The organism is Pedobacter jeongneungensis (assembly GCF_000633455.1).
Taxonomy (GTDB): domain Bacteria; phylum Bacteroidota; class Bacteroidia; order Sphingobacteriales; family Sphingobacteriaceae; genus Pedobacter; species Pedobacter jeongneungensis_A.
Genome location: NZ_AYMG01000023.1, coordinates 30,380 through 53,163, shown reverse-complemented (window position 1 = coordinate 53,163; position 22,784 = coordinate 30,380). Strand labels below are relative to the sequence as shown.

The following is a 22,784-nucleotide window of genomic DNA, read 5'->3' as shown; positions in this document are numbered from 1 at the left end:
GAAACGAAGTGGAATGGAGATCCTTCGACTCCGCTCAGGATGACAACTTTTTGCGGCGTGTCCGTCACCCTGAATTCATCTCAGGGTCTATGGTTGCACTGTCTTGGTTTAGACTTTCTTCAATCGTCGTCATCTCGACTGAAGCGCAGTCCCGAATATTCGGGAGAGAGATCTACCTCGAGATAGATTTCTCGGCTCCGTTGCACTTTGCTCGAAATGACGGTACCTTTTAAGCCTGTTTTGTAAAAATATTCATCACTAAAGTAAAATTTTTGATCATTTACTAAAACGTTTTACATAAAATATTTAATTTGCAGAATCAAACAGGCTAACCAAAAAAAATAATTTCCCATATCAATGAAAAAAATATCAATTCTTTCCGTTTTCTTAATGCTTGTTTCTGCTTTTTCATTGCAGTTAAAAGCGCAGGAAATCACTAAAAAGAGCGGTTACACTTTATCGTTCGAAAGCAATTTTGCGGCATTGGATCCGCAATTGAAAAAACGTTTAATCAAAACATTTTTCGAGGTTTATCCCAAACTGGCAAAAGAATACAATCCATCTACCATTAAAGAAGTGAAGTTTTTTGTGGATACAGCTTACAAAGGAGTGGCTGCAACTGCCGATGGTAAAGTAACCTTCAGTTCGATATGGATGGTTAAACATCCTGAGGATATTGATGTAGTTACCCACGAAGTGATGCATATTGTACAGGATTATGGTCGTAGTGTTGGCCCGGGTTGGTTAACCGAAGGTATTGCCGATTATGCCCGTTATAAATTCGGCGTAGATAATGCAGGTGCTAAATGGTCTTTACCTGCTTTAAAACCAGATCATTCTTATAAAAACAGCTACCGCATTACCGCTGCATTTTTTGCGTGGATCGAAAAAAGTGCAAAACCAGGTACTATTAAAGCGGTTGATGCTTCTTTAAGAGATCATACCTATTCTAAAGAAATCTGGACAAAATTAACAGGTAAAGATTTAGATGCACTTTGGGCAGATTACGTTAAAAATTCGCAAGTTTAAAAATAATTACACGCATATAAAAAAACACAAACACAACAAATGAAACGATTATTTATAGCCTTATTGGGTTTTGCAGCAACAACCAGCTTCGCTCAAACCATAGGCAAAGTTACAGATCCGGTAGACTGGATAAATCCTTTAATGGGAACGGCATCCAAACCGTCATTATCTAACGGAAATACCTATCCGGCAATTGGCTTGCCATGGGGAATGAACATGTGGACCCCACAGACCGGTAAAAGTGGCGATGGATGGGCATATACTTACGACGCCGATAAAATCCGCGGTTTTAAACAAACCCACCAGCCATCACCATGGATGAACGATTACGGTGCTTTTTCCATCATGCCTGTTACCGGAAAATTAAAATTTACAGATGACGACCGTGCCAGTTGGTTCAGCCACAAAGCAGAGGTTTCAAAACCATACTATTATAGCGTTTATTTAGCAGATGCTGATGTAACCACCGAAATTACCCCAACAGAAAGAGCTGCACAGTTCAGGTTTACTTTTCCTAAAACCGATAGTTCTTATGTAGTTGTAGATGCCCAGAACAAGGGATCGTACATTAAAATCATTCCGGCAGAAAGAAAAATCATTGGTTATACCACTAAATATGCCCGTGGTCCGCTGCCTAAAAATTTCAAAAACTATTTTGTAATCTATTTCAATAAAGATTTCAAACTGGCTAAAACCTGGGATGATAAAAAATTGAATGATAAAGATTTAGAATTAACTGTCGATCACGCAGGCGCTGTTATTGGTTTCGCTACACAAAAGGGTGAGCAGGTAATTGCTAAAGTTGCTTCATCTTTTATAAGCTTCGAACAGGCTGATTTAAACTTAAAAAGAGAATTGGCTAATGATGGTTTCGATGCTACTAAATCAAAAGGCAGGGCAATCTGGAACAAAACGTTAAGCAAAATTTCTGTTGAAGGGGGTACCATCGATCAGGCCCGTACTTTTTACTCGGCCATGTACCGTACGTTGTTCTTCCCGAACAAATTGTACGAAGTTGATGCACAGAACCAGATTGTACACTGGAGTCCGTATAACGGTCAGGTTTTACCAGGTTATATGTTCGCTGGTACTGGTTTTTGGGATACTTTCAGGGCATTATATCCTTTCTTAAACCTGGTTTATCCTTCTATCAATAAAGAAATGCAACAGGGTTTAATCAACGACTACAAAGAAGGTGGTTGGTTGCCAGAGTGGAGCAGCCCGGGTTATGCCAACATTATGGTGGGTAATAACTCTGCTTCGGTAGTTTCTGATGCCTACATTAAAGGCATGCGCGGTTACGATATCGAAACTTTATGGTCTGCTTTAAAACATGGGGCCAACAACGAAGGTCCTATGGAAGCTGTTGGCCGCGACGGGGTTAAATATTACAACGAATTGGGTTATGTGCCTTTCGATGTGAAAAAGAACGAAAATGCTGCTAAAACTTTAGAATATTCTTATGATGACTTTACCATCTACCAATTGGGCAGGGCTTTAGGTAAACCTGCATCAGAAATCGATATCTATAAGAAAAGAGCCATGAATTATAAAAATCTTTTCGATCCGGCTTCTGGCTTAATGCGTGGTAAAAACCAGGATGGAACTTTCCAAAGCCCGTTCAGTCCATTTAAATGGGGTGGTGCCTTTACCGAAGGTAACAGCTGGCACTATACCTGGTCGGTTTTCCAGGATGTTGATGGTTTAGCTAAATTAATGGGCGGTCACGATAAATTTGTAACCAAACTCGATTCAGTTTTCTCTATGCCTCCGGTATTTGATGAAAGTGCTTATGGTGGTGTAATCCACGAAATCCGTGAAATGCAGATCGCCAATATGGGCCAGTATGCACATGGTAACCAGCCTATCCAACACATGATTTACCTGTACAACTACGGTGGTGCGCCTTACAAAACGCAATATTGGGTGCGCGAAACCATGAACAGGATGTATAAAGCTACGCCAGATGGTTATTGTGGTGATGAAGATAACGGCCAAACTTCTGCCTGGTATGTTTTCTCGGCAATGGGTTTCTATCCGGTAACTCCAGCAGTTGATCAGTATGTTTTAGGTGCGCCATTATTTAAAAAAGTAACCATTACTTTAGAAAACGGTAAAACTGTAGTGATCAATGCACCGGCAAACAGCGATAACAACCGTTACGTGCAAACCTTGCAGATGAACGGTAAACCTTATTCTAAAAACTGGATCAGCCACAGCGGTTTGCAAAAAGGTGCGGTGTTAAACTTTAACATGTCGGCAACGCCAAATAAAACAAGGGGTTCAAATCCAGCTGATTTCCCTTATTCGTTATCAACAGAAAAATAGAAAAACAATAAAGAGGGTATATCATAAAATAGATAATTGTCATCCTGAGCTTGTCGAAGGACCTATCATAAAATTATGTAAGGCATTTCGACAGGCTCAATGTGACAAGTTTCTAGAGCAACTAAGCTTATTGATACAGCCTAATATTTAAGGAAACCTTAGTCCCAAAAAGGATTAAACTAACAAACCAAATATATGAACATCAACGTCTCTAAGACGGGGTTTACAGCCATCATCTGGCTATGCGGAACCCTGCTGGCATTTGGTCAGCGTATCGATCTCAAAGATCTTTCTGCCTTTAAAAATCCTTCAAATTCATGGTCGCTTGCTCAAAATGTTCTGGCAGATCTTAATGCCGGAAATGTTTTAAAAACAACCAAAGGCGAAGGTATTTTAGTCAATCAATCTACCGCGAAAAAAGCAGGATCTGATTTATACACCGCAAACGAATATGGCGATGTAGCCGTAGAGTTAGATTATTTAACCGCAAAAGGAACCAATTCTGGTATTTACCTTCAGGGAAATTACGAAATCCAGATTGATGACGCCTGGGGATTAAAAAACGCCAGTTCATCAAATAATGGCGGGATCTACCAACGCTGGGACGACAGCAAACCCGAAGCCGAAAAAGGTTTTGGTGGTGTTGCTCCCCGTCAGAATGCAAGTAAAGCACCTGGTTTATGGCAACATATCAAAATTATCTTCCAGGCGCCAAAATTTGATGCCTCCGGAACAAAAACTCAAAATGCAAAAATCATCAGCATAGAACTAAACGGTGTATTGATCCATGAAAATGTTGAACTTTTTGGCGCAACAAGAGGTGCTGCCGGAGCCGAAAAAGCAAAAGGCCCTTTACGTTTACAGGGCGACCATGGTTCAGTGGCTTTTAAAAATATCTCCATCACCGAATTATCAGATATCCCTAAGTCAGACCAAAGGGGAGGTGCCGATCCGATTTATATCGAAGCAGCAAGCAACAACATGATCAGAAGTTTTGTTGATGTGGTTCCGGGCGTACGTTCGGTACATGCCATTTCGGTAGGCGGACCAGAAAAAACAGCTTACAGCTACGATCTCGAAAACGGAACCTTATTACAGGGCTGGCACGGCGATTTCATCGATGCTACGCCAATGTGGGATGGCCGCGGTAACGGAACTTCACGTCCATTGGGCAGCATTACCCGCTTTACCAAAAAACCGGTTTTAGCGATTTCAAAACTGGCAAATGATAAGGCTGTCTGGATTGCCGATACAACAGGTACCGGCTTCAGAACCAAGGGTTACGTAATGGATAAACAGGATCGTCCGGAGTTTAAATACATCATTAACGGAACAAATGTTACCGATGCGGTTAAGGTAATGGAAAACGGACAGGGTTTAAGCCGCGAAATTTCGGTTGATAAAACATCAAAAGACCTGTATTTCTTATTGGCAACTGCTTCAAACATTGAAGAAGCTGGCAAAGGTTTGTATTTAATTGATGATAAAGCGTATTACATACAGCTTGGTGAAGGCACCGCAAAACCGATTATTAGAAATATTGATGGCAAATGGGAAATAATTGCAGCCATTGGAAGTAAGTTAAATTATACCATTTTGTTTTAATTGTGATGACAATGAGAAATGCATTCAAAAAATTAGCAATACTGGCATTAAGTTTTAGCTTTTCCGCAGTTTTTGCTCAGGAAACCCCGAAAGAAGAAGATTTTTTCAAAATAAATAAAGTACGCGTACCCGAAGGACCGATTTTAGAAGTTGGTGGTTTGATTACCATGCCAAATGGCGATTTAGCCATTTCTACCCGTAGGGGAGAAGTGTTTATTGTAGAAAACCCTACCAGTGCCAAACCTTACTGGCGCAGATTTGCCTATGGACTGCACGAAATTTTAGGTATTGCCTATAAAAATGGTGCATTGTACGTGGCGCAACGTGGCGAATTGACTAAACTGGTTGATAAAGATCAGGATGGCAAAGCCGATGTATACGAAACCATTTACGCATGGCCTTTAAGCGGGCATTATCACGAATATAGCTTCGGACCTAAATTAATGCCTGATGGTACCTTTATGGTTACCGCAAACGTTGCCTTTGGTGATGAAGAATGGTGGCGTGCCGAAAGTCGTGTTCCGATGCGTGGTTGGGCGATGAACATTACCGAAGATGGTAAAATGAGTCCTTATGCTGCGGGTTTCCGTTCTCCTGCCGGGATCGGTAGCATCGATGGTCAGTTTTATTATACCGAAAACCAGGGCGACTGGGTAGGATCAGGTGGTTTGTGGAAAGTAAACAAAGGCGATTTTATGGGCCATCCTGCAAGTTTAAGGTGGACTAATCTGCCTAACTCTCCTGTTAAACTACAATCCGATTTCTTCTATTCTCAAATGGACGAACGCCGTATTAAAAACGAACAGGGCAGATACATTAAACCAGAAAACAGGGTAAATGAGACCTTCAAAACCTTGTTCGAAATGAAAAAAGTATTTCCTGAACTGCGTTTACCTTCAGTTTGGTTGCCTTATGGTATTTTGGGTATCTCATCTGCAGAACCTGTTAAAATTCCTGCCAATACATTCGGCCCTTTTGCAGGACAGATTTTAGTTGGCGACCAGGGGATGAGTATCATCTCGAGGATTTTTATGGAGACTATAAAAGGTGAAGAGCAGGGTGCTGCCTTCCTTTTCCGTAAAGGTTTCCGTTCTGGTGTGTTAAGATTAGAGTGGGGTACCGATGGATCATTATTTGTGGGCGAAACCAATCGTGGTTGGGGATCGGCGGGTGATGCCAACGAAGGTTTGGAAAGATTGGTGTACAATAACAAAACCCCTTTCGAAATGAAAGCTGTAAGGGCAATGCCTGATGGTTTCGAAATAGAATTTACCATGCCTGTTGACCGTAAATCTGCAGAAGACCTGGCATCTTACAATGCAGAAAGCTTCATTTATAAATATCATCCGGTTTATGGTTCACCTCCTGTAAATACCGAGAAATTAAAAATCGCTGGTGTTAAAGTTTCGGCCGATGGATTAAAAGCAAGGATTATTGTGAAAAACCTTCGTCAGTATTACATTCATACCTTAACATTAGATGGTTTGAGGTCGCAGGATGGTTTTTATTCTTTGGTTCACCCGGTAGCTTATTACACGTTGAACCAGATTCCTGATGGAAATAAACTTTCTGCCAATGAGGTGAGCACCAAAAACTCGGCAGAAGCACCAGCTGCTCCTGCAAAGAAAACAGCTGTGCCAAAAGGAACTACAGGTAAAGCACCTGAAGCAAAAGGAGCAGCTGCAAGTGAAGCTAAACCAGCTACCACAATGGCAAAAGCACCTACTTTTAAAGAAGTGGAAGGTTTGTTAACCAAAAACACCTGTTTGGCCTGCCACAACCAGACCAAAAGACAGATTGGGCCACCGTTTGCAGAAATTGCCAAACGTAAATATTCACCAGAAAAAATATTTCAGTTGATCCATAATCCACAACCACAAAACTGGCCGGGTTATTCAACAGAAATGCCTCCAATGCCGCAGGTGACCAAAGCAGAAGCTTTAAAAATTGCGGGCTGGATCAATTCTTTAAACAAATAAGTTAGTTAGTATAGTTGTTAGGAACGGTTAGTAGAAATGCTAGCCGTTTTTTTAATTTTACAAGAAAAAGATGAAGAACATTTTACTGTTAATGGGCGCATTCCTGTTAACCTGCTTTGCAGCCGATGCACAGCAAAATAAAATATCAGGTACGATAAAAGATAATAAAAATGAAGCCATTGCCAGCGTAACCGTGCAGGTATTGAATACCAATTTATCTGCGGTAAGTAATGCTAATGGCGATTTCGAAATCACAAATGCTCCTGCCGGAAAATTGACCTTAAAATTTAGTGCCATAGGTTATGCTACTGCCATTAAAAATATCTCCGGTGATCAAAATCTGGACATTGTATTGGCAGAAAGTAATTCCAGATTGGATGAGGTAACTGTATCAGCACAAAAAACCGAAGAAAATGTACAGAACATTCCAGCTGCAGTTAGTGTGTTTTCAGCTTCAAAAATCAGCAATTACCGTATTCTGAATACCAGGGATTTAGCTACGTTAGTACCCAACTTATACAGCAGTAATCCTGGCGATGGCAGAAACGTGACTTCCATACGTGGAATCGGTACTACCTCCTACGATCCGGCTATTGCGACCTACATTGATGGCGTAAACCAGTTTGGTTTAGATACCTACATTTCTTCTTTATTTGATGTTGAAAGAATTGAAGTGCTTCGCGGTCCGCAGGGGACCTTGTATGGCCGCAATGCGATGGGAGGGGTGATCAACATCATCACCAAACAGCCCACTAACTCAACTACAGGTTTTGCCGGAATTGATGTGGGTAACTATGGTCAGCAACGTTATAGCCTGGGCATCCGCACTGCTCTGATAAAAGACAAACTCTTTTTTGGTGCTGCCGGATTGTACAACAAACAAAATGGCTTTTATACCAATACTTTTAATAACACAAAATTTGATAAGTTGCATGGCTTTTTGGGTAACTATTACCTGAAATTTTTGGCTTCATCAAAATTCGCACTCACATTAAATGTAAAACATAACGAAAACAGAAATAACGGAACTTTTCCTTTAACCGGTTCGGTGGACGAAGCCTTAGCCAATCCATTCCAACTATCCCAAAACTCGACGACAGAAATGGTGGATAACCTTTTTAATGCGTCACTATCAGCGAACTATGCCGGCGATGATTTTAATTTTACTTCGCAAACTGCTTATCAATCCAATTACAGATATTATAAACAACCAATTGATGGTGATTTCTCACCCGCCGATATCGTTTCTATTGTAAATAATTATGGTAAAGACTGGAATAAGGTGAAGGTATATACGCAGGAATTTAAATTCAGTTCGCCTGCTTCCAATACTTCAAAATTTAAATGGCTAGCCGGTTTATATGGTTTTTATCAGAAAAATCCGGTTAAACAAGGTTCCTATTTTGGTACTGATGGAGCCGTTTATGGTGCGGAACCCAATACAACAGCTGTAAATATTAATTCGGGGAAAAGCCATGGTTTTGCTGCATTCGGACAGTTTTCTTACCAGATAATAGAACATTTAACGGCTACTGCAGGCTTGCGGTATGATTACGAGCATAAAAGATTACTGGCTTCTGGCGAATACCTGATTCCGACAATGGATCCGATCATTACACAGGGTGATACTTTGGCCAAAGCAAATTTTAATGCCATCTCGCCCAAATTTAGCCTGGCTTATGCCGTAAGCAACAATAACAATGTTTATACAACATATAGCCGCGGTTACCGTGCCGGTGGAATAACGCAACTGGCTTCTGATCCAACAACAAAACCACTTGACACCTATAAACCGGAATACAGTAATAACTTCGAAATTGGTACAAAAAATACCTTTTTCGATCAGCGTTTAATCGCAAACATTGCAGCCTTCTATGTAAATGTAACCGATGCGCAAATTCCTGTCCTGATTTTACCTGATGCCCTTACCACCACACGAAATGCCGGTAAATTGGTGAGTAAAGGTGTCGAACTTGAGCTTTCCGCCCGCCCGCTTAAAGGCTTAAGTATCGATTATAACTTTGGCTATACAGATGCTTCTTACAAATCTTTAAATGTTTCTAAAAATGGCGCAACGGTTGATTTGGCTGGTAATAAACAGATTTATACCCCTGAAACCACTTCGATGTTTGCCTTGCAGTATAGTTACGAGATTGATAAAGCCTCAAAGTTAAATGCCATTGCCCGTGGAGAATGGTTATTTACCGGAAATCAGTTTTATGATCTAGGTAATCAGATTCAACAAAAAGGTTATAGTGTTTATAATGCGAAGATTGGTTTTTCGGCTAAAAAATACGATCTGTTTTTCTGGGGACGAAACCTATCCAATAAAACCTATATCGATTATGCCTACGATTTTGGAGCCGCCCATTTAGGCAACCCGAAAACTTATGGTGTGAGTTTGGCAGGGAGGTTTTAAATTTAATTAGTCGTTTTTGCCTGTCGTCGTCATTTCGACTGAAGCGCAGCGAAACGGAGAAAATCTATTTAAGCGATCCTTCGACTGCGCTCAGGATGACACAACGCTTATAAAAAAGAAATGGGGATTCCACATTGCAGAATCCCCATCATCTAAATTAACGCTCTCATATATACAAACGCTGTAAATAGGATTTATTGTATAAGCAGTAAATTTTTTTTTCATTATTATATATCGTCATTTCGACTGGAGCGCAGCGAAACGGAGAAATCTGTTAAAGAAATCCTTCGACTACGCTCAGGATGACATAACGCCTGTAAAAAAGAAATGGGGATTCCACTATTGCAGAATCCCCATCATCTAAATTAACGCTCTCATATACATAAACGCTATAAATAAGATTTATTGCATTGGTTGTGATTTTTTTTCGTCTTGGTTCGTGTCTCCACGAACCAATTATTTCCCAACATCTATTTTTTGCGATGTTATCATTTAAACCTATTTTTACTTTATGGCTACGATAGATAAAACCCAACAAGATGCAGAAAAACTTGCGGCAGCCCTTTCTGCAGTAAAATTTGTAAAAGATGGCGATGTTGTAGGCCTTGGCACAGGATCTACTACTACCTTTGCCATTAAAGAATTGGGCAAACGAGTAAAAGAAGGACTCAAAATCACTGCAGCTGCAAGTTCTATCCGCACAGAAGAACTCGCAAAATCTCTAGGTATCGAAATCCTCAGTCTGGGTAGTTTAAGCTCAATTGATATCAGTATTGATGGTGCCGATGAGTTTACCGAAACACTCGATCTGATCAAAGGTGGGGGTGGTGCGCTGTTCAGGGAAAAAATTATTGCCTCATTAAGTAAAAATGCCATCATCATTACCGATGCTTCTAAAAAAGTAAAAAAATTGGGCGCTTTTACTGTACCCATTGAAGTAATTCCATTGGCTTATCAATACGTTTTCGATCAGATTACTAGACTCGGCGGAAAAGGCCTGTTAAGGTCGGTAGAAAACAAAACATTCATTACCGACAACGGAAACCTGATTATTGATGCCGACTTTGGTCTTATTGATAATCCTGTCAAATTATCTTCAGAACTCAACCAAATTAACGGATTATTGGCCCATGGCCTATTCATCAATCTCACCTCGAAGGTAGTTATGAGTGAAGGAACGGATATTATTATTTTTGAATGAAGTTAGTTCATTGGTTCATTAGTCATTAGTTCATTAGTCTGGTTAATCGGTTAATTGTATAAATTGTTTAACTGTAAACTGCAAATTGTAAACTGGGTATTGGTCATTAGTTCATAGCCCAATCCGTCATTGCGAACCGAAGGTATGGGATAAGTGGGTAGTGTGAAGCAATCTTTTAATGGTTCATTTGTTAATTAGTATGGTTAATCGGTTAATTGTATAAATTGTTTAACTATAAACTGCAAATTGGATTATTGATTCAATAGCTTATAGCCTAATCCATCATTGCGAACCGAAGGTATGGGGTAAGTGAGGCAGTGTGAAGCAATCTTTTTATACGGTCACTTGTTTATTGGTAGGATTAATTCTTAAAATCGGTTAATCGACTCCAGACTTCGGACTGCCGACTCCTGACTAATCACCAATTTCACCGATAAATTCCTCTTCCTTCAAATTCCCCAAAATTTTTTACCGACAATTTTATTTCACTCACCGATAAAACCTCACAACTGAGGGAAAAGCCATTCCCTGGCGTGGGTTTCTGTGCTACATTTAAATCATAAAACAAGCAGTCATGGAAACTTTAATCAACAAAAATCGCGCAGATAAACAATTAGGTTTAGGCATTTTAATCTTAGTAATCGGTTCAGTGTTCTTCCTTAGAAGCACAGGGGTAGATGTTCCACATTGGATATTGAGCTGGCACACCATCATGCTGGGTGCAGGGTTATGGATGGGTTATCGCAAAAATTTCCAGGGAAATGGCTGGTTGGCATTAACCATTATTGGTGGCATATTTACCCTTAGGGACATCAGCATTTTTGATTTTGATTTATCAGGAATCAGTGTTCCAGTTGCCTTAATCGGATTGGGTTTATATGTAATCTTAAAACCTAAAAAAGTTCAAAACTTTGATCAGTATTTCCAAAAGAAACCAGTTGATTTTACTGAGAAAGAAAGCTAAAATTCTTAACTCCATCATATATCTTAAAAAGGGACATTTTTTAACAATGTCCCTTTTTTGTGCTTAATCGCAGAGGGTATTGAGCATGGAGCTCTGAATGCCTTTAGGCATTGCCCCATGCACTTTGCACACCTGCTAAAAAAAGAAACGGGGATTCCACCCTTAGGCAGTATCCCCGTCATCTAAATTAACGCTCTCACATACATAAACGCTATAAATGGAATATATTGTGTTGAACTTAATTTTTTTTTATTTTTTTGCTAAACCTGTAAAACAGGTGCCGCTTTATGGTATTTATTCCGGTATTCAATCGGGGTTAAACCCGTTATTTTTTTGAAAACATCCCTGAACGATTTGGTATCGGTATAACCAACATCAAACATCACTTCGGTAATATTTTTTCTGCTCGATTCGAAACTGCGTTTTGCTGCTTCAATTTTAACCCTTTGAATGTATTCGATTACGGTATTTTTAGTAGCACTTTTGAACCTCCGTTCGAAACTCCTTCTGCCCAGCGCCAGCATATCCGCCAGTTGATCTACCGTAATCCGCTCCTGATAATTTCCGTCAATAAATTCCTGGGCCTTTTTAATTTTTGCATCCTCATGCCCTTTTTGTCCCTGGAACATCATAAAAGCCAGCTGACTTTCGCGATCGATATCAATGGCGAAATATTTTGCCGCTAAAATAGCCGTGTCACGATCTGTATACTTCTCTACCAGGTATAAAAGCAGGTTCCAGTAAGAATTTGCCCCACCGCTCGAATATAATCCCTGTGCATCGGTAATAATGCTGCCATCAACCAATTCTACATCAGGAAACATTTCCCTGAACTGATTAGCAAATAACCAATGTGTAGAACATTTCCGTCCGTTTAACAAACCTGTAGCAGCCAATATAAAGGCACCTAAGCAAAGGGAGGCTACTTCTGCACCTTTTGCATGCTGTTTTACAATCCATGGAATCAGATCTTCGTTTGCCTCCATCGCATAACCTACATTGCCGCTTATTGCCGGGACGAAAATGAGATCGGTATGTTCCACCTCGTGCAATAGTTTATCAGCATGCACAGAGAAAAGGCTATTGTTCAGTCTTACCTCTTTTGTCATAGCTACAAGTTCAACTTTAAAAAGTGGCAACTTGCCCGACGCCTGTAAAAATTCATTAACAGCGGTAAATAAATAGCGTGGATCTGCTATGGCCTCAATCACGGCAGTCTCTGGAATTAAGATAGATACATGTTTCATATCTCAAATATAGCGAGCCTATTTGTCGTAAACAACCCCTGCAATTGACGTTTCTCCATGTTTAGCTTTTTGCAATCTCCGCGTATGTTTGTGTTATTAATGGGCTGATGCCAAAATGTATAATAGAGGAAACCGATTGCTGCAGGGCATCAAAAAAATAGGATCAAATGGCTAGTATAAATTCATACCTCACATTTAATGGCAACTGCCGGGAAGCGATGATCTTTTACCGGGATTGCCTGGGTGGCGAACTAACACTCGAAACCATTGGAGAATCGTGGGCTGAGGATAAAATGCCCAGTGTTATGAAGCGAAGTATTATGCATGCCATTTTAGCTAAAGATGAACTGGTGATTATGGGTACTGATATGGTCGAAGAACGCGGACTGATCAAAGGAAATTCGATATCCCTAATGCTCAACTGCAACTCTGAAGAAGAGGCAAAAGCTTATTACCATAAACTTTCGGCAGGGGGGAGAGCGTCACACCCGTTACAGGAAACCTTTGGGGGAGCACTTTTTGGTGATTTAACTGACCGTTTCGGGAATAACTGGTTAATTAATTACGATAAAAACAGATAAACATGAAAAAGTTAAAAACGTGGTATTGGATTGCGACCATTATTTTCGCATTAATGATGATTATGGATGGTTTTGGTGGAGTAACACAACAGGAAGCAGGTAAAGAAGTGTTTAAACACCTTGGTTACCCTATGTATATGCTTATTATTGTTGGCATAGCAAAACTGCTTGGCGCGGTATCAATTTTGCAGAATAAATATACTGCCATTAAAGAATGGGCTTATGCAGGTTTTGCCATCAATTTTATTGGCGCTTTTGCTTCAAGGGCATTTATTGGCGATGGTATATCCCTATTGATTCCACCCGTTGTTGCCTTATGTATTATGTTTATTCCCTACATTTTATGGAAGAATTTAGGAGGAAATGTTAAAAATAGTTAAAACTAAATAATTAGTTTTAATAAAGGCTTTTCAGAACCAAATATTGTTAACTTTGGGTATTGTAAACAAGCAAACACAACTGTGGAACTACCATGATTTCAGTTCGGATCATGATCGTTTCGCCATCCCTAAAAACAATTTATACGAATGAAAAAGAGCCTTTTATTCATAATCGCTTTATTATTTACCACTTCTGCATTTTCTCAAAATGTGATCCAGCTGTTCAACAGTGCAAACGATTTTTTCAAATTATTGCAGGAAGAGAAATTTACCGGTGCACATGCATTTTTTGACGATACCTTAAAAACCAAATTACCGGAAGAAAGCTTAAAGAAACTTTGGAGCGATATCGGCAATAAATTCGGTAAAGCAGAATCTTTTGATGCCATTCAGAGCAAGGCAGAAGGCGAATTTTTTGCCGTAACTGTTGAAGGTAAATTTGCCAAAGGAGACCAGAACTTTATTATTGGTTTTAACAAAATGCAAAAGATCGTAGGGATTTTTCTGGCGCCGTCCAAAAAAGTAACCACCTATTTAAAACCTGCTTATGTGGATACGGCTTTGTATGCAGAAAAGTCGGTTTATATCGGTCCTCCGGGAAAACAGTTGGCAGCCATTATTACCACGCCGAAAAATGTTAAAAACTTTCCGATGGTTGTTTTTGTACATGGCTCCGGACCGGGCGATATGGACGAAACCGTAGGTGCCAATAAACCATTTAAAGATCTGGCTGGTGGATTGGCTTCTAAAGGCATTGGTTCTGTTCGCTACGTGAAAAGAACACTCATTTATCCCAATGAATTTGCTGGCCCTTACACGGTAAAAGAAGAGGTTTTGGATGATGAGGCTGCTGCTATTGCTGCTGCAAAAACAACTGTTGGCGCCGATCCGAAAAATGTTTATGTATTCGGCCATAGTTTAGGTGGCATGCTGGCCCCAAAAATGGCAACGCTTTCTCCTGATTTAGCTGGGATTATTTTAGCGGCTGCACCGGCAAGAAAGCTAACGGATATCATAGTTGATCAAAATAAATACATGTTCGAACAGGCGAATGATACATCTGCCGTATTTAAACAACAACTTGCCAATGCCATTGTAGAAATTGATAAAAGCAGGATTTCGCAATTAGGAACAACCATAAAACCGGATTCGGTAATATTAGGTTTACCTGCAAAATACTGGGCCGATTTAAACAGTTACGATCAGGTAGCAGTAGCGAAAACTTTATCAAAACCAAGGATTTATGTCGTACAGGGAGGGAATGACTTTCAGGTAAGCAAAACAGATTTCGATTTATGGAATGAAGCTTTGAGCAAAAAGAAAAATGTTACCCTTAAATTCTATCCGGATTTAAACCATTTATTAAGTTCGCAGACAGGAAAAGGCACCATGGCGCAATACCAGGCTGCAGCAAGTGTTTCAGATGTTCTTGTGAACGATCTTATTACCTGGATCAAAGCAAAATAAATATATTTAAATCTTATTTAATTCATACAGGCTCCGGTTGTACCGGAGCTTTTTTTGTGGCCCTTACAGGATAATAAAAAACAATTCAAAAAATAAGCGGTTTAATTTACAGCATCTCACCTTAACCGTTTATTATGGCAAAGAATAAAATCACTTTAAAAGGAATATGGACTGTTTTAAAAGCTTCATTTACAGGGTTTAATGATCATAAAGTAACCAAATTAAGTGGCTCATTAGCTTACTATACCGTTTTTTCTATGGCTCCTTTGTTGGTGGTGATTATTTCTTTATGTGGCATATTTTTAGGTAGAGAAATTGCAGAAGGTCAGGTTTATGCGCAATTGGAAGGTTTTTTAGGAAGAGAATCTGCCACTTCTTTACAGCAGTTGATTAAAAATGCTTATTTGGATGGAAAAAGTACCATAGCCTTAATTATAGGTGTTTTTACGTTGTTGCTTGGGGCTACTACTGTTTTTGGAGATATTCAGGATTCCATCAATACCATCTGGGGTTTAAAACCAAAACCTAAAAGGGGCTGGGTAAAGATGCTGCAAAATCGTTTCCTGTCGTTCTCCGTGATTATAAGCCTTGGTTTTGTATTATTGGTATCACTCGCCGTAACTTCTGTACTGGATGCTTTTAGCGGCCGCTTACAGGCCAGGTTTGCAGAAGTATCGGTTATTGTATTTTACATTATTAATCAAGTAGTTACCCTTGCTGTTATCTCTTTAATATTTGGGGTGATTTTTAAAGTATTACCTGATGCAATTATTAAGTGGCGCGATGTTATTGCTGGTGCAATTGTAACAGCGGTACTTTTTATGATCGGCAAATTTGCCATTTCGCTTTATATCGGGCAAAGTAATGTGGGTGGCACTTATGGTGCAACAGGATCGTTAGTCGTGGTGCTCTTATGGACGTATTATTCTTCAATTATTTTATATTTTGGTGCCGAATTTACCAAGGCATATGCTGTTGCTTTTGGGTCAGAGATTTATCCTTCACATTATGCGGTTACCACCAAAGAAATTGAAGTGGAAACAGAAGGCAAGTCCATTCAGGATAACCACCCTGAAATTAAAGAAGAAGTAAAAAAATCATAAGGTTATTCTCCCCAGGCAGTAATAATCAATCGCCTTTGTCCGCCACGGTTGCGGTGTTCACAAAGGTAAATGCCCTGCCAGGTGCCAAGAGCCAATCTGCCATTTCTGATTGGAATTGTAACCGAGCTCCCTAAAATTGCCGATTTTAAATGAGCAGGCATATCATCTGATCCTTCGTAATCGTGCTCATAATCGGGATCATTTTCTTTAACGGTTTTATTAAAGAACATTTCAAAATCCATTCGGACCGTAGGATCAGCATTTTCGTTAATGGTAAGCGAAGCAGAAGTATGCTGGATAAAAACCTGGCAGATGCCAACATTAATCTCATCAAGCTGGGGTAGCGCATCCTCAACCTCATCAGTAATGATATGGAAGCCCCTTCTTCTTTCTCCAAGTGTTAAAGCTTGTTGGTATATTTTCATTGGTTTAGTAAATAATTCGTTATCTCTCCATTTCGCTGTACTCTGCTAACATTGACAGACTCCAATAGAAAACTCGTCATTGCGAGGAGGTACGACGAAGCAATCTTTCCTACCAGCGATTCTTGCAAGAAAGATTGCTTCGTCGGCTGAAAAAGCCTTCTCGCAATGACGACTCTTCGCGGCCTATCAAACGCTTTAAGATTCCCATCCGATAGCTACCTGATCAAGTTGGGTGATTTCCGAGGTAGCGTTTCGGAAATTTCTTCATTTTTGAATTCGTCAGACAGTGTCTGACCTTTTCCTAATTGCGCAGACACTGTCTGCGTAATTTAACTTGTAACATTCGGTGTCTCTTAGTGATAAGTTATATTAAAAAACTCGTCATCTCGACCGAAACGCAGTGGAGCGGAGAGATCTATCTCGAGACAGATTTCTCGACTACGCTGCACTCCGCTCGAAATGACGGCACCTGTATTTGAAATTACTACTTCAAAAACTCCACATTCCATATCTTCTCCGCTTTTCTGCCGATCAACCAAAAGGAAGCGGCTAACACAGAAAAGAATAAAGCTTTATGCCAGCTATCCCAAAAATATTCGAAATAACGTGTATACAGGTTGATGAAGAGAAATGTAATGCCGAATTCCCTTGCAATATCATCATGGTATTTTAAGCCAAATAAAGTGCTTCCTACACAGATTGCTGCCGAAATTAAGGCCCAATAAAACAAACTTAACTGCCTCACGGTATACCATTCTTCTAAGCTGGCGAAATTGCCGAACACCGATAAAGCCCAAAGTGATACAAACAAGTAAACCATCCCTGCCATATAGGTAACCTGAAAGAAGTTTTGCGTTTTAGGAATAGCTTTCATAATGAAAGATGCTGCGGTTAAGGTAGCACCAAAAACGACAAATCGTAAAGGATAATTCATGCCCAGGAAATAATAATTCCACCTGCTGAGGTACCCTGTTTCGGTACCAAACCAGGCGCCTAATGATATTAAGGCAAAAATCCAGATCAACCGGGAGTTGAATACAAAACCTAAAGCGCCATAAATAAATACTGAAGCCAGTATCAGAATAGAGAAATTGCCTGAACCATTATCAAATGCCTTTCCGAAATAAGCAACAGCATTTGCAGTAAGTAAAATCGCTGAAAAAACGATGGCTTCGTTGCTGAATTTTAAATGTGCCAGTTTCTTTTTCCGCCTGAAGCCAAGCATATAAAGCCATGCCGCCAATCCACCAGAAACAATAGCAATAACGATATTTGGTGTATTGTAAACCCTTTTTAAGTAGTTTAAAATTGAATTGTCAATTAATAGCGAACCAAGCGCAATAAAACCACAGGCCAGCGCTACCCAAAAAGCATATTGCGCCAGTCGAAGCCAATCGAAATTTTTAGCCTCATAACTTTTGCGGAGTTTATTTCCTGTTTCTTGGTTAATGATGCCGTCGCTTTGCCACTGCTCAATCATATCATCAAGAAATTCACTCTTTTCTCTGTCGACTTTCATAGGTTAGGTTATATACGAAGATAGCTTTTTTTAGTCTTTAGTCAAAAGTCCTCAGTCAGTAGTCTATATCGACTAAAAACTACGGACTAACTAAATCACCTCCTTAATCTTCTTATTATTCCCTACAATCCAGATGACATCGCCATTATCAAAGATAAAATCAGAAGAGGGATTCAGTATCCGATCTGTACCGCGCTCAATACCAACAATTAAAGCCTGTGCTTTTTCACGGATTCCTGCATTTCTAATGCTTAATCCATAAACCGGCGATTCGGTATGAACCACCACTTTTTGTAAGGTCATTTCCTTATTCGGGAAGTTATCTTCTTCGGCAATTTCTGGGGTGTCAATTTCTAACAATGCTTTAACAGCAGCCAACTGATCATCAGCGCCAATCACCAGTAATTTATCGTTAGGGTATAGCCTTTCGTCTCTTCCAGGCGTTGGAATGTTATTCCTTCCACGTTCAATTAAAGCGATGTTTACGCCATATTTTTCCCGGATCATCAATTCGGTCAATGTTTTTCCAACTACTTCCGATTCGGGAGAAACCGTAAGTTCTGTTAAGTGGGTATCCCAAGGCAAAATATCAGGTTTTTGGTTTTCACGTGCATTTAAATTTAACATAAAACGTCTTTCCAGTTTATCGTAAAAGGATTGAAGTTTTCTGGAGAAAATCACCATCCCAAGAATAATTAATCCGAGTGCAATCACGGCAGCAACCCAGGTATCGAAAAACTCATACATCAAAAAACCTACAAAGAAAATCCCCAATGCAACCCTGAAAAATTCGATCGCTATTAATGGTCCTCGGGTATATTTTTTATTTAGCCAAAGGTGAGAATAAGCCGTTCTTTGAATCCTTCGGATAGATAGAGCCCATAAAAATGGCGACATTAATATGAACGAAACGACAACACTGATGATAATAGAAGTTAAGCTATTTGCAATATTGCTCACAATAAAGGGCTGTACGTACCGATAAGCCAAAAATATGATCGCAATAATAATTACCGAGTGGATGATGGTATTAAATATGTACGACCGCAATAAAACCTTCCAATCGCTTAAGGTGGTAATCCCTTCGGTACTCGAACTGTACCTTTCAATGCCGTCTAACCATTTTTTTGGTAAAACGCGGTTTAAGTATTGATAAAAAGGCTCTGATAGTTTGATCAGGTATGGCGTGGTAAATGTAGTAATTGCTGCCGCTGCTACCGCGATAGGGTATAAGAAGTCGCTGGTTACTTTAAGGGTTAAGCCTAGTGAAGCGATAATGAAAGAGAACTCACCAATCTGGGCCAAACTCATGCCCGATTGTACCGAGGTTTTTAACGGCTGGCCAGATAATAATGCACCTAAAATGGTGAATAAGATTTTACCAAAGATAATAACCGTGGTAGCCACTAAGATTGGAACAGCATATTTAACCAGCATAGATGGATCAATGAGCATCCCGACAGAAACAAAAAATACAGCAGCAAATAAATCCTTTACTGATTTAGTTAAATGTTCAATCCTTTCGGCCTGTGTGGTTTCGGCTAAAATGGAGCCCATAATAAATGCGCCAAGGGCAGGAGAGAAGCCAACCTTATCGGCCAATAAAACCATTACTAAACATAAGGCCAATGATACCACGAGCATGGTTTCATCATTCATTAATTTTTTGGTGGCTTTAAGAAACGATGGAACTACAAATATTCCACCCAAAAACCATAGTACAAGGAAAAAAGCCAATTTTAAAATAGAATATAACATTTCTGTACCAGCTGATTGCTGACTAACCGCCAGGGTAGAGAACAGTACCAATAAGAGGATAGCAACTAAATCCTCCACAATCAAAACACCGAACACCAGACCCGCAAATTTTTTATGTTTTAAGCCCAGTTCTTCAAAAGCCTTAATGGTGATCATGGTTGATGAAATAGATAAAATCCCACCTAAAAACAAGCTGTCCATATCTTTCCAGCCCATGGCCTTACCCACGAGGTAGCCGGCCAGAATGATAAATAAAACCTTTACAATGGCTGTGATGGAGGCAGAGCCACCTACTTTAACCAGCTTTTTAAAACTGAATTCTAAACCTAAACTGAACAAAAGGAAAATAACACCGATTTCGCCCCAGATATTAATGCTTTTGGTATCGGTAACGGAGGGAAAAAAATCTAAGTGAGAACCAACCAATAGGCCAGCCAGTATATAGCCCAAAACGAGGGGCTGTTTAATTCTTTTAAATATAAGTGTGGTGATCCCTGCTGCGGCAAGGATTAAGCCTAAATCGGCAATTAAATCAGGTAAATGCATCTATAAAAAATGGGTAACGATGTTAAATAATATATTTCCGGACCTAATATGTGCCCGACATGTATTAAAATTCCAATAAAATGGAATTACTTACCAAAAAACATGTTTTGGATAGAGCATCTTAAACAGGCACCAATAATTATATTTTAATCTCTTGATTACAAATTGGTTGCTAACAGGTTTGTTCTTTAAAAAAAGGAACAGCAAAAAAGACAGGAGGATACAGGCACTTGAAGCTATTTTTACAATAGAACTGTTAATAAAATCCTTTTGTAAACTCTCATTGTCCTGATTAAAACCAAGATTGATCCGGGTGTTTTTTTTACAGGAAAAGAAACTGATTTTGGTGTTTTTTAATGTTGCATCATTTCTTTTTTCCTGCGATGCGATGGCCGCAAAATTTATGGAGATGGAAAGTAAGAAGATGATGTAAAAAAGCCTCATTGCCGCTAATATAACGAAAATAAGGCTTTTTTGAAAGAAAAAACTGATTAAAATGGACTTGAACTTTCGATATTGATACCCATTTGACATCGGATATAGACGTGTTTATTCTAAAAAATATTGATTAAATTTGTGTATACATCAAAAAATAAATCTAATGAAAGAAGTAACCATCAAATATAAAAGTAATAAAACACTGGAGGCGCTTAAGAAATTAAGTAAATATTTAAATTTCTCAGTTTCGGATCATACAGTTAAAAAAGTGACTGAAAAAGAAGCTAGTATCAATGGCATTCCAATTGTTGTTGGAGACCCTAGCGTCGATATTGGGAAATTGCATGATGTTTTTACAGGAAAGGACCTGAATGCTGAAGAATTGAGGAATGCGGCATGGCAAAGGAAAAAGTAATTTGTGACTGATGTATTGATAGATTATTTTGATAGAAATAAAAATCGAAATGCATCTGTAACGGCGATATTAGAAACGCATATCGGGTTGGATAATGTGATCATTTCGTCCATTACCAAAATGGAGTTGTTGTTTGGCGCTACCAATAAACTTGATCTTAGCATTATCAATAGAAAATTAAGCAGGTTTAGTGTCATTTTGATCAATGAAAGGGTAAACCTTACTGCCATTGGGTTAATGCAGGATTTTAAATTAAGCCATGGTCTTGCGATAGCCGACTCATTAATTGCAGCTACCGCAATTGAAACTAAATTAAGACTGTTTACTTATAATTTAAAAGATTTTAAATTCATTAATGATCTGACTTTATATTCAGAAAAATAAATCTACCCGTTAAAATAAGCTAAGGTCGATTCCTTATCTTTTTGTAATTGAATGGTTAAAGCCTCTAATCCGGTAAATTTTACATCATGGCGGAGGAACTTTAAAAAATTCATCTTGATATCCTGTCCGTAAATTTCCTGGTTGAAATCAAAAATGTTCACTTCGATATTCCTCGTCATCCCATTAATGGTTGGACGCTGACCGATGTAGGCCATACCTTTGTAAGTCCAAAGTCCGGAGTCCGAAGTCGGAAGTCCACTTGTCGATTGCAAATCCTCTTTAAATTCTGGGCTCATCTCAACTGTTACGGCGTAAATGCCATCGCCTGGAATCAATTTGTAGGTTTCTTCGACGAAGATATTTGCTGTAGGGAAGCCAATTGTTCTGCCGATTTTGTCGCCCTTGATTACCCTGCCGAAGATGGAAAACGGATAACCCAGATAATCGTTGGCCAAACCAACATCTCCGGCTAAAAGCGCCTGACGGATTTTAGTAGAGCTTACCGCAACATCGTGGATATCCTGCTCCATAATTTCCTCAACAGTAAAACCAAAGTGTAAGCCGGCAGCTTTTAAATCACTCAAATTACCCGAACGATCTTTCCCAAAACGGTGATCGTAACCAATAATGATGTGTTTGGTACCAATATTATCAACCAGGGTATTTTTGATATAATCTTCCGGAAGCTGGTTAGAGAAATCGCGGGTAAAAGGCGTAATAATCAAATGATCTACACCTAAACTTTTTAAAATTTCAGCTTTTTCATTAATGGTATTGATCATTTTCAAATCCTGATTTTCAGGGTCGATGATCATCCTTGGGTGCGGGAAAAAAGTTAAAATTACACTTTCACCATTATCGGCTTTTGCCTTTTCTACCAGCTGTTTAATGATTTTTTGATGTCCGAAATGCACACCGTCAAAAGTGCCAATGGTAACAATGGCATTATCTAATTTTTTAAATTCCGAAAGGTTATTGTATATCTTCAATGGGATA

At 39.3% G+C, this 22,784-nt stretch carries 18 protein-coding genes; 13 read left to right on the top strand and 5 right to left on the bottom strand.

The genetic code is table 11. The features are described from left to right. Positions 1-357 precede the first annotated feature (357 nt). The 7 genes from U859_RS0120025 to U859_RS0119995 all read left to right on the top strand — a co-directional run bounded on the left by U859_RS0120025 (position 358) and on the right by U859_RS0119995 (position 11,525). Complete coding sequence (locus U859_RS0120025) at positions 358-1,029, top strand: basic secretory protein-like protein (RefSeq protein WP_025145100.1); 672 nt, start codon at positions 358-360, stop codon at positions 1,027-1,029. A gap of 39 nt (positions 1,030-1,068) precedes the next feature. Next, positions 1,069-3,357, top strand: a complete 2,289-nt coding sequence (locus U859_RS0120020) for a GH92 family glycosyl hydrolase (RefSeq protein WP_025145099.1) — start codon at positions 1,069-1,071, stop codon at positions 3,355-3,357. Positions 3,358-3,552: 195 nt separating this feature from the next. Beyond that, entirely contained in the window at positions 3,553-4,962 is a 1,410-nt protein-coding gene (locus U859_RS0120015; protein ID WP_025145098.1) for a DUF1080 domain-containing protein, read from the top strand. 11 nt (positions 4,963-4,973) lie between these two features. Then, positions 4,974-6,941, top strand: a complete 1,968-nt coding sequence (locus U859_RS32245; RefSeq protein WP_025145097.1) for a membrane protein — start codon at positions 4,974-4,976, stop codon at positions 6,939-6,941. Between the two features lie 70 nt (positions 6,942-7,011). Then, entirely contained in the window at positions 7,012-9,360 is a 2,349-nt protein-coding gene (locus tag U859_RS0120005) for a TonB-dependent receptor (RefSeq protein ID WP_025145096.1), read from the top strand. Positions 9,361-9,871: 511 nt separating this feature from the next. Further along, positions 9,872-10,561 carry a ribose-5-phosphate isomerase RpiA gene (rpiA, locus tag U859_RS0120000; RefSeq protein WP_025145095.1) on the top strand — a complete coding sequence of 230 codons (690 nt, stop codon included), beginning with the start codon at positions 9,872-9,874 and terminating at the stop codon, positions 10,559-10,561. Positions 10,562-11,135: 574 nt separating this feature from the next. Beyond that, positions 11,136-11,525, top strand: coding sequence for a LiaF transmembrane domain-containing protein (locus U859_RS0119995; protein WP_025145094.1), 390 nt, complete (start codon positions 11,136-11,138; stop codon positions 11,523-11,525). Positions 11,526-11,785: 260 nt separating this feature from the next. On the opposite strand, the gene U859_RS0119990 is transcribed toward U859_RS0119995, so the two are convergent. Further along, entirely contained in the window at positions 11,786-12,772 is a 987-nt protein-coding gene (locus U859_RS0119990) for a GlxA family transcriptional regulator (RefSeq protein WP_025145093.1), read from the bottom strand. Between the two features lie 167 nt (positions 12,773-12,939). Between U859_RS0119990 and U859_RS0119985 the strand changes: the two genes are divergently transcribed. The 4 genes from U859_RS0119985 to U859_RS0119970 all read left to right on the top strand — a co-directional run bounded on the left by U859_RS0119985 (position 12,940) and on the right by U859_RS0119970 (position 16,303). Then, positions 12,940-13,353 (top strand): VOC family protein, encoded by a 414-nt coding sequence (locus U859_RS0119985; protein WP_025145092.1) that lies wholly within the window; start codon positions 12,940-12,942, stop codon positions 13,351-13,353. Between the two features lie 2 nt (positions 13,354-13,355). Next, positions 13,356-13,733 carry a DoxX family protein gene (locus U859_RS0119980; RefSeq protein ID WP_025145091.1) on the top strand — a complete coding sequence of 126 codons (378 nt, stop codon included), beginning with the start codon at positions 13,356-13,358 and terminating at the stop codon, positions 13,731-13,733. 147 nt (positions 13,734-13,880) lie between these two features. Beyond that, complete coding sequence (locus U859_RS0119975) at positions 13,881-15,200, top strand: alpha/beta fold hydrolase (RefSeq protein ID WP_025145090.1); 1,320 nt, start codon at positions 13,881-13,883, stop codon at positions 15,198-15,200. A 134-nt stretch (positions 15,201-15,334) separates the two neighbouring features. Next, positions 15,335-16,303, top strand: coding sequence for a YihY/virulence factor BrkB family protein (locus U859_RS0119970; RefSeq protein WP_025145089.1), 969 nt, complete (start codon positions 15,335-15,337; stop codon positions 16,301-16,303). Positions 16,304-16,305: 2 nt separating this feature from the next. Here U859_RS0119970 and U859_RS0119965 read toward each other — a convergent pair whose 3' ends face one another. The 3 genes from U859_RS0119965 to U859_RS0119955 form a co-directional block, all read right to left on the bottom strand. Beyond that, positions 16,306-16,728, bottom strand: a complete 423-nt coding sequence (locus U859_RS0119965; RefSeq protein ID WP_025145088.1) for a secondary thiamine-phosphate synthase enzyme YjbQ — start codon at positions 16,726-16,728, stop codon at positions 16,306-16,308. 484 nt (positions 16,729-17,212) lie between these two features. Continuing rightward, entirely contained in the window at positions 17,213-18,247 is a 1,035-nt protein-coding gene (locus U859_RS0119960; protein ID WP_025145087.1) for a DUF2157 domain-containing protein, read from the bottom strand. 90 nt (positions 18,248-18,337) lie between these two features. Next, entirely contained in the window at positions 18,338-20,551 is a 2,214-nt protein-coding gene (locus tag U859_RS0119955; RefSeq protein WP_025145086.1) for a cation:proton antiporter, read from the bottom strand. Between the two features lie 601 nt (positions 20,552-21,152). Here U859_RS0119955 and U859_RS0119945 point away from each other — a divergent pair. Together U859_RS0119945 and U859_RS0119940 are read left to right on the top strand one after the other, a co-directional pair. Further along, positions 21,153-21,404: a hypothetical protein gene (locus U859_RS0119945; RefSeq protein WP_025145084.1), complete on the top strand. Its 252-nt coding sequence runs from the start codon at positions 21,153-21,155 to the stop codon at positions 21,402-21,404. 3 nt (positions 21,405-21,407) lie between these two features. Further along, positions 21,408-21,788 (top strand): type II toxin-antitoxin system VapC family toxin, encoded by a 381-nt coding sequence (locus U859_RS0119940; RefSeq protein ID WP_029985989.1) that lies wholly within the window; start codon positions 21,408-21,410, stop codon positions 21,786-21,788. Positions 21,789-21,790: 2 nt separating this feature from the next. Here the strand turns inward: U859_RS0119940 and U859_RS0119935 are convergent, their stop codons facing one another. After that, positions 21,791-22,777, bottom strand: coding sequence for a bifunctional riboflavin kinase/FAD synthetase (locus U859_RS0119935; RefSeq protein ID WP_025145082.1), 987 nt, complete (start codon positions 22,775-22,777; stop codon positions 21,791-21,793). Positions 22,778-22,784 lie beyond the last annotated feature (7 nt).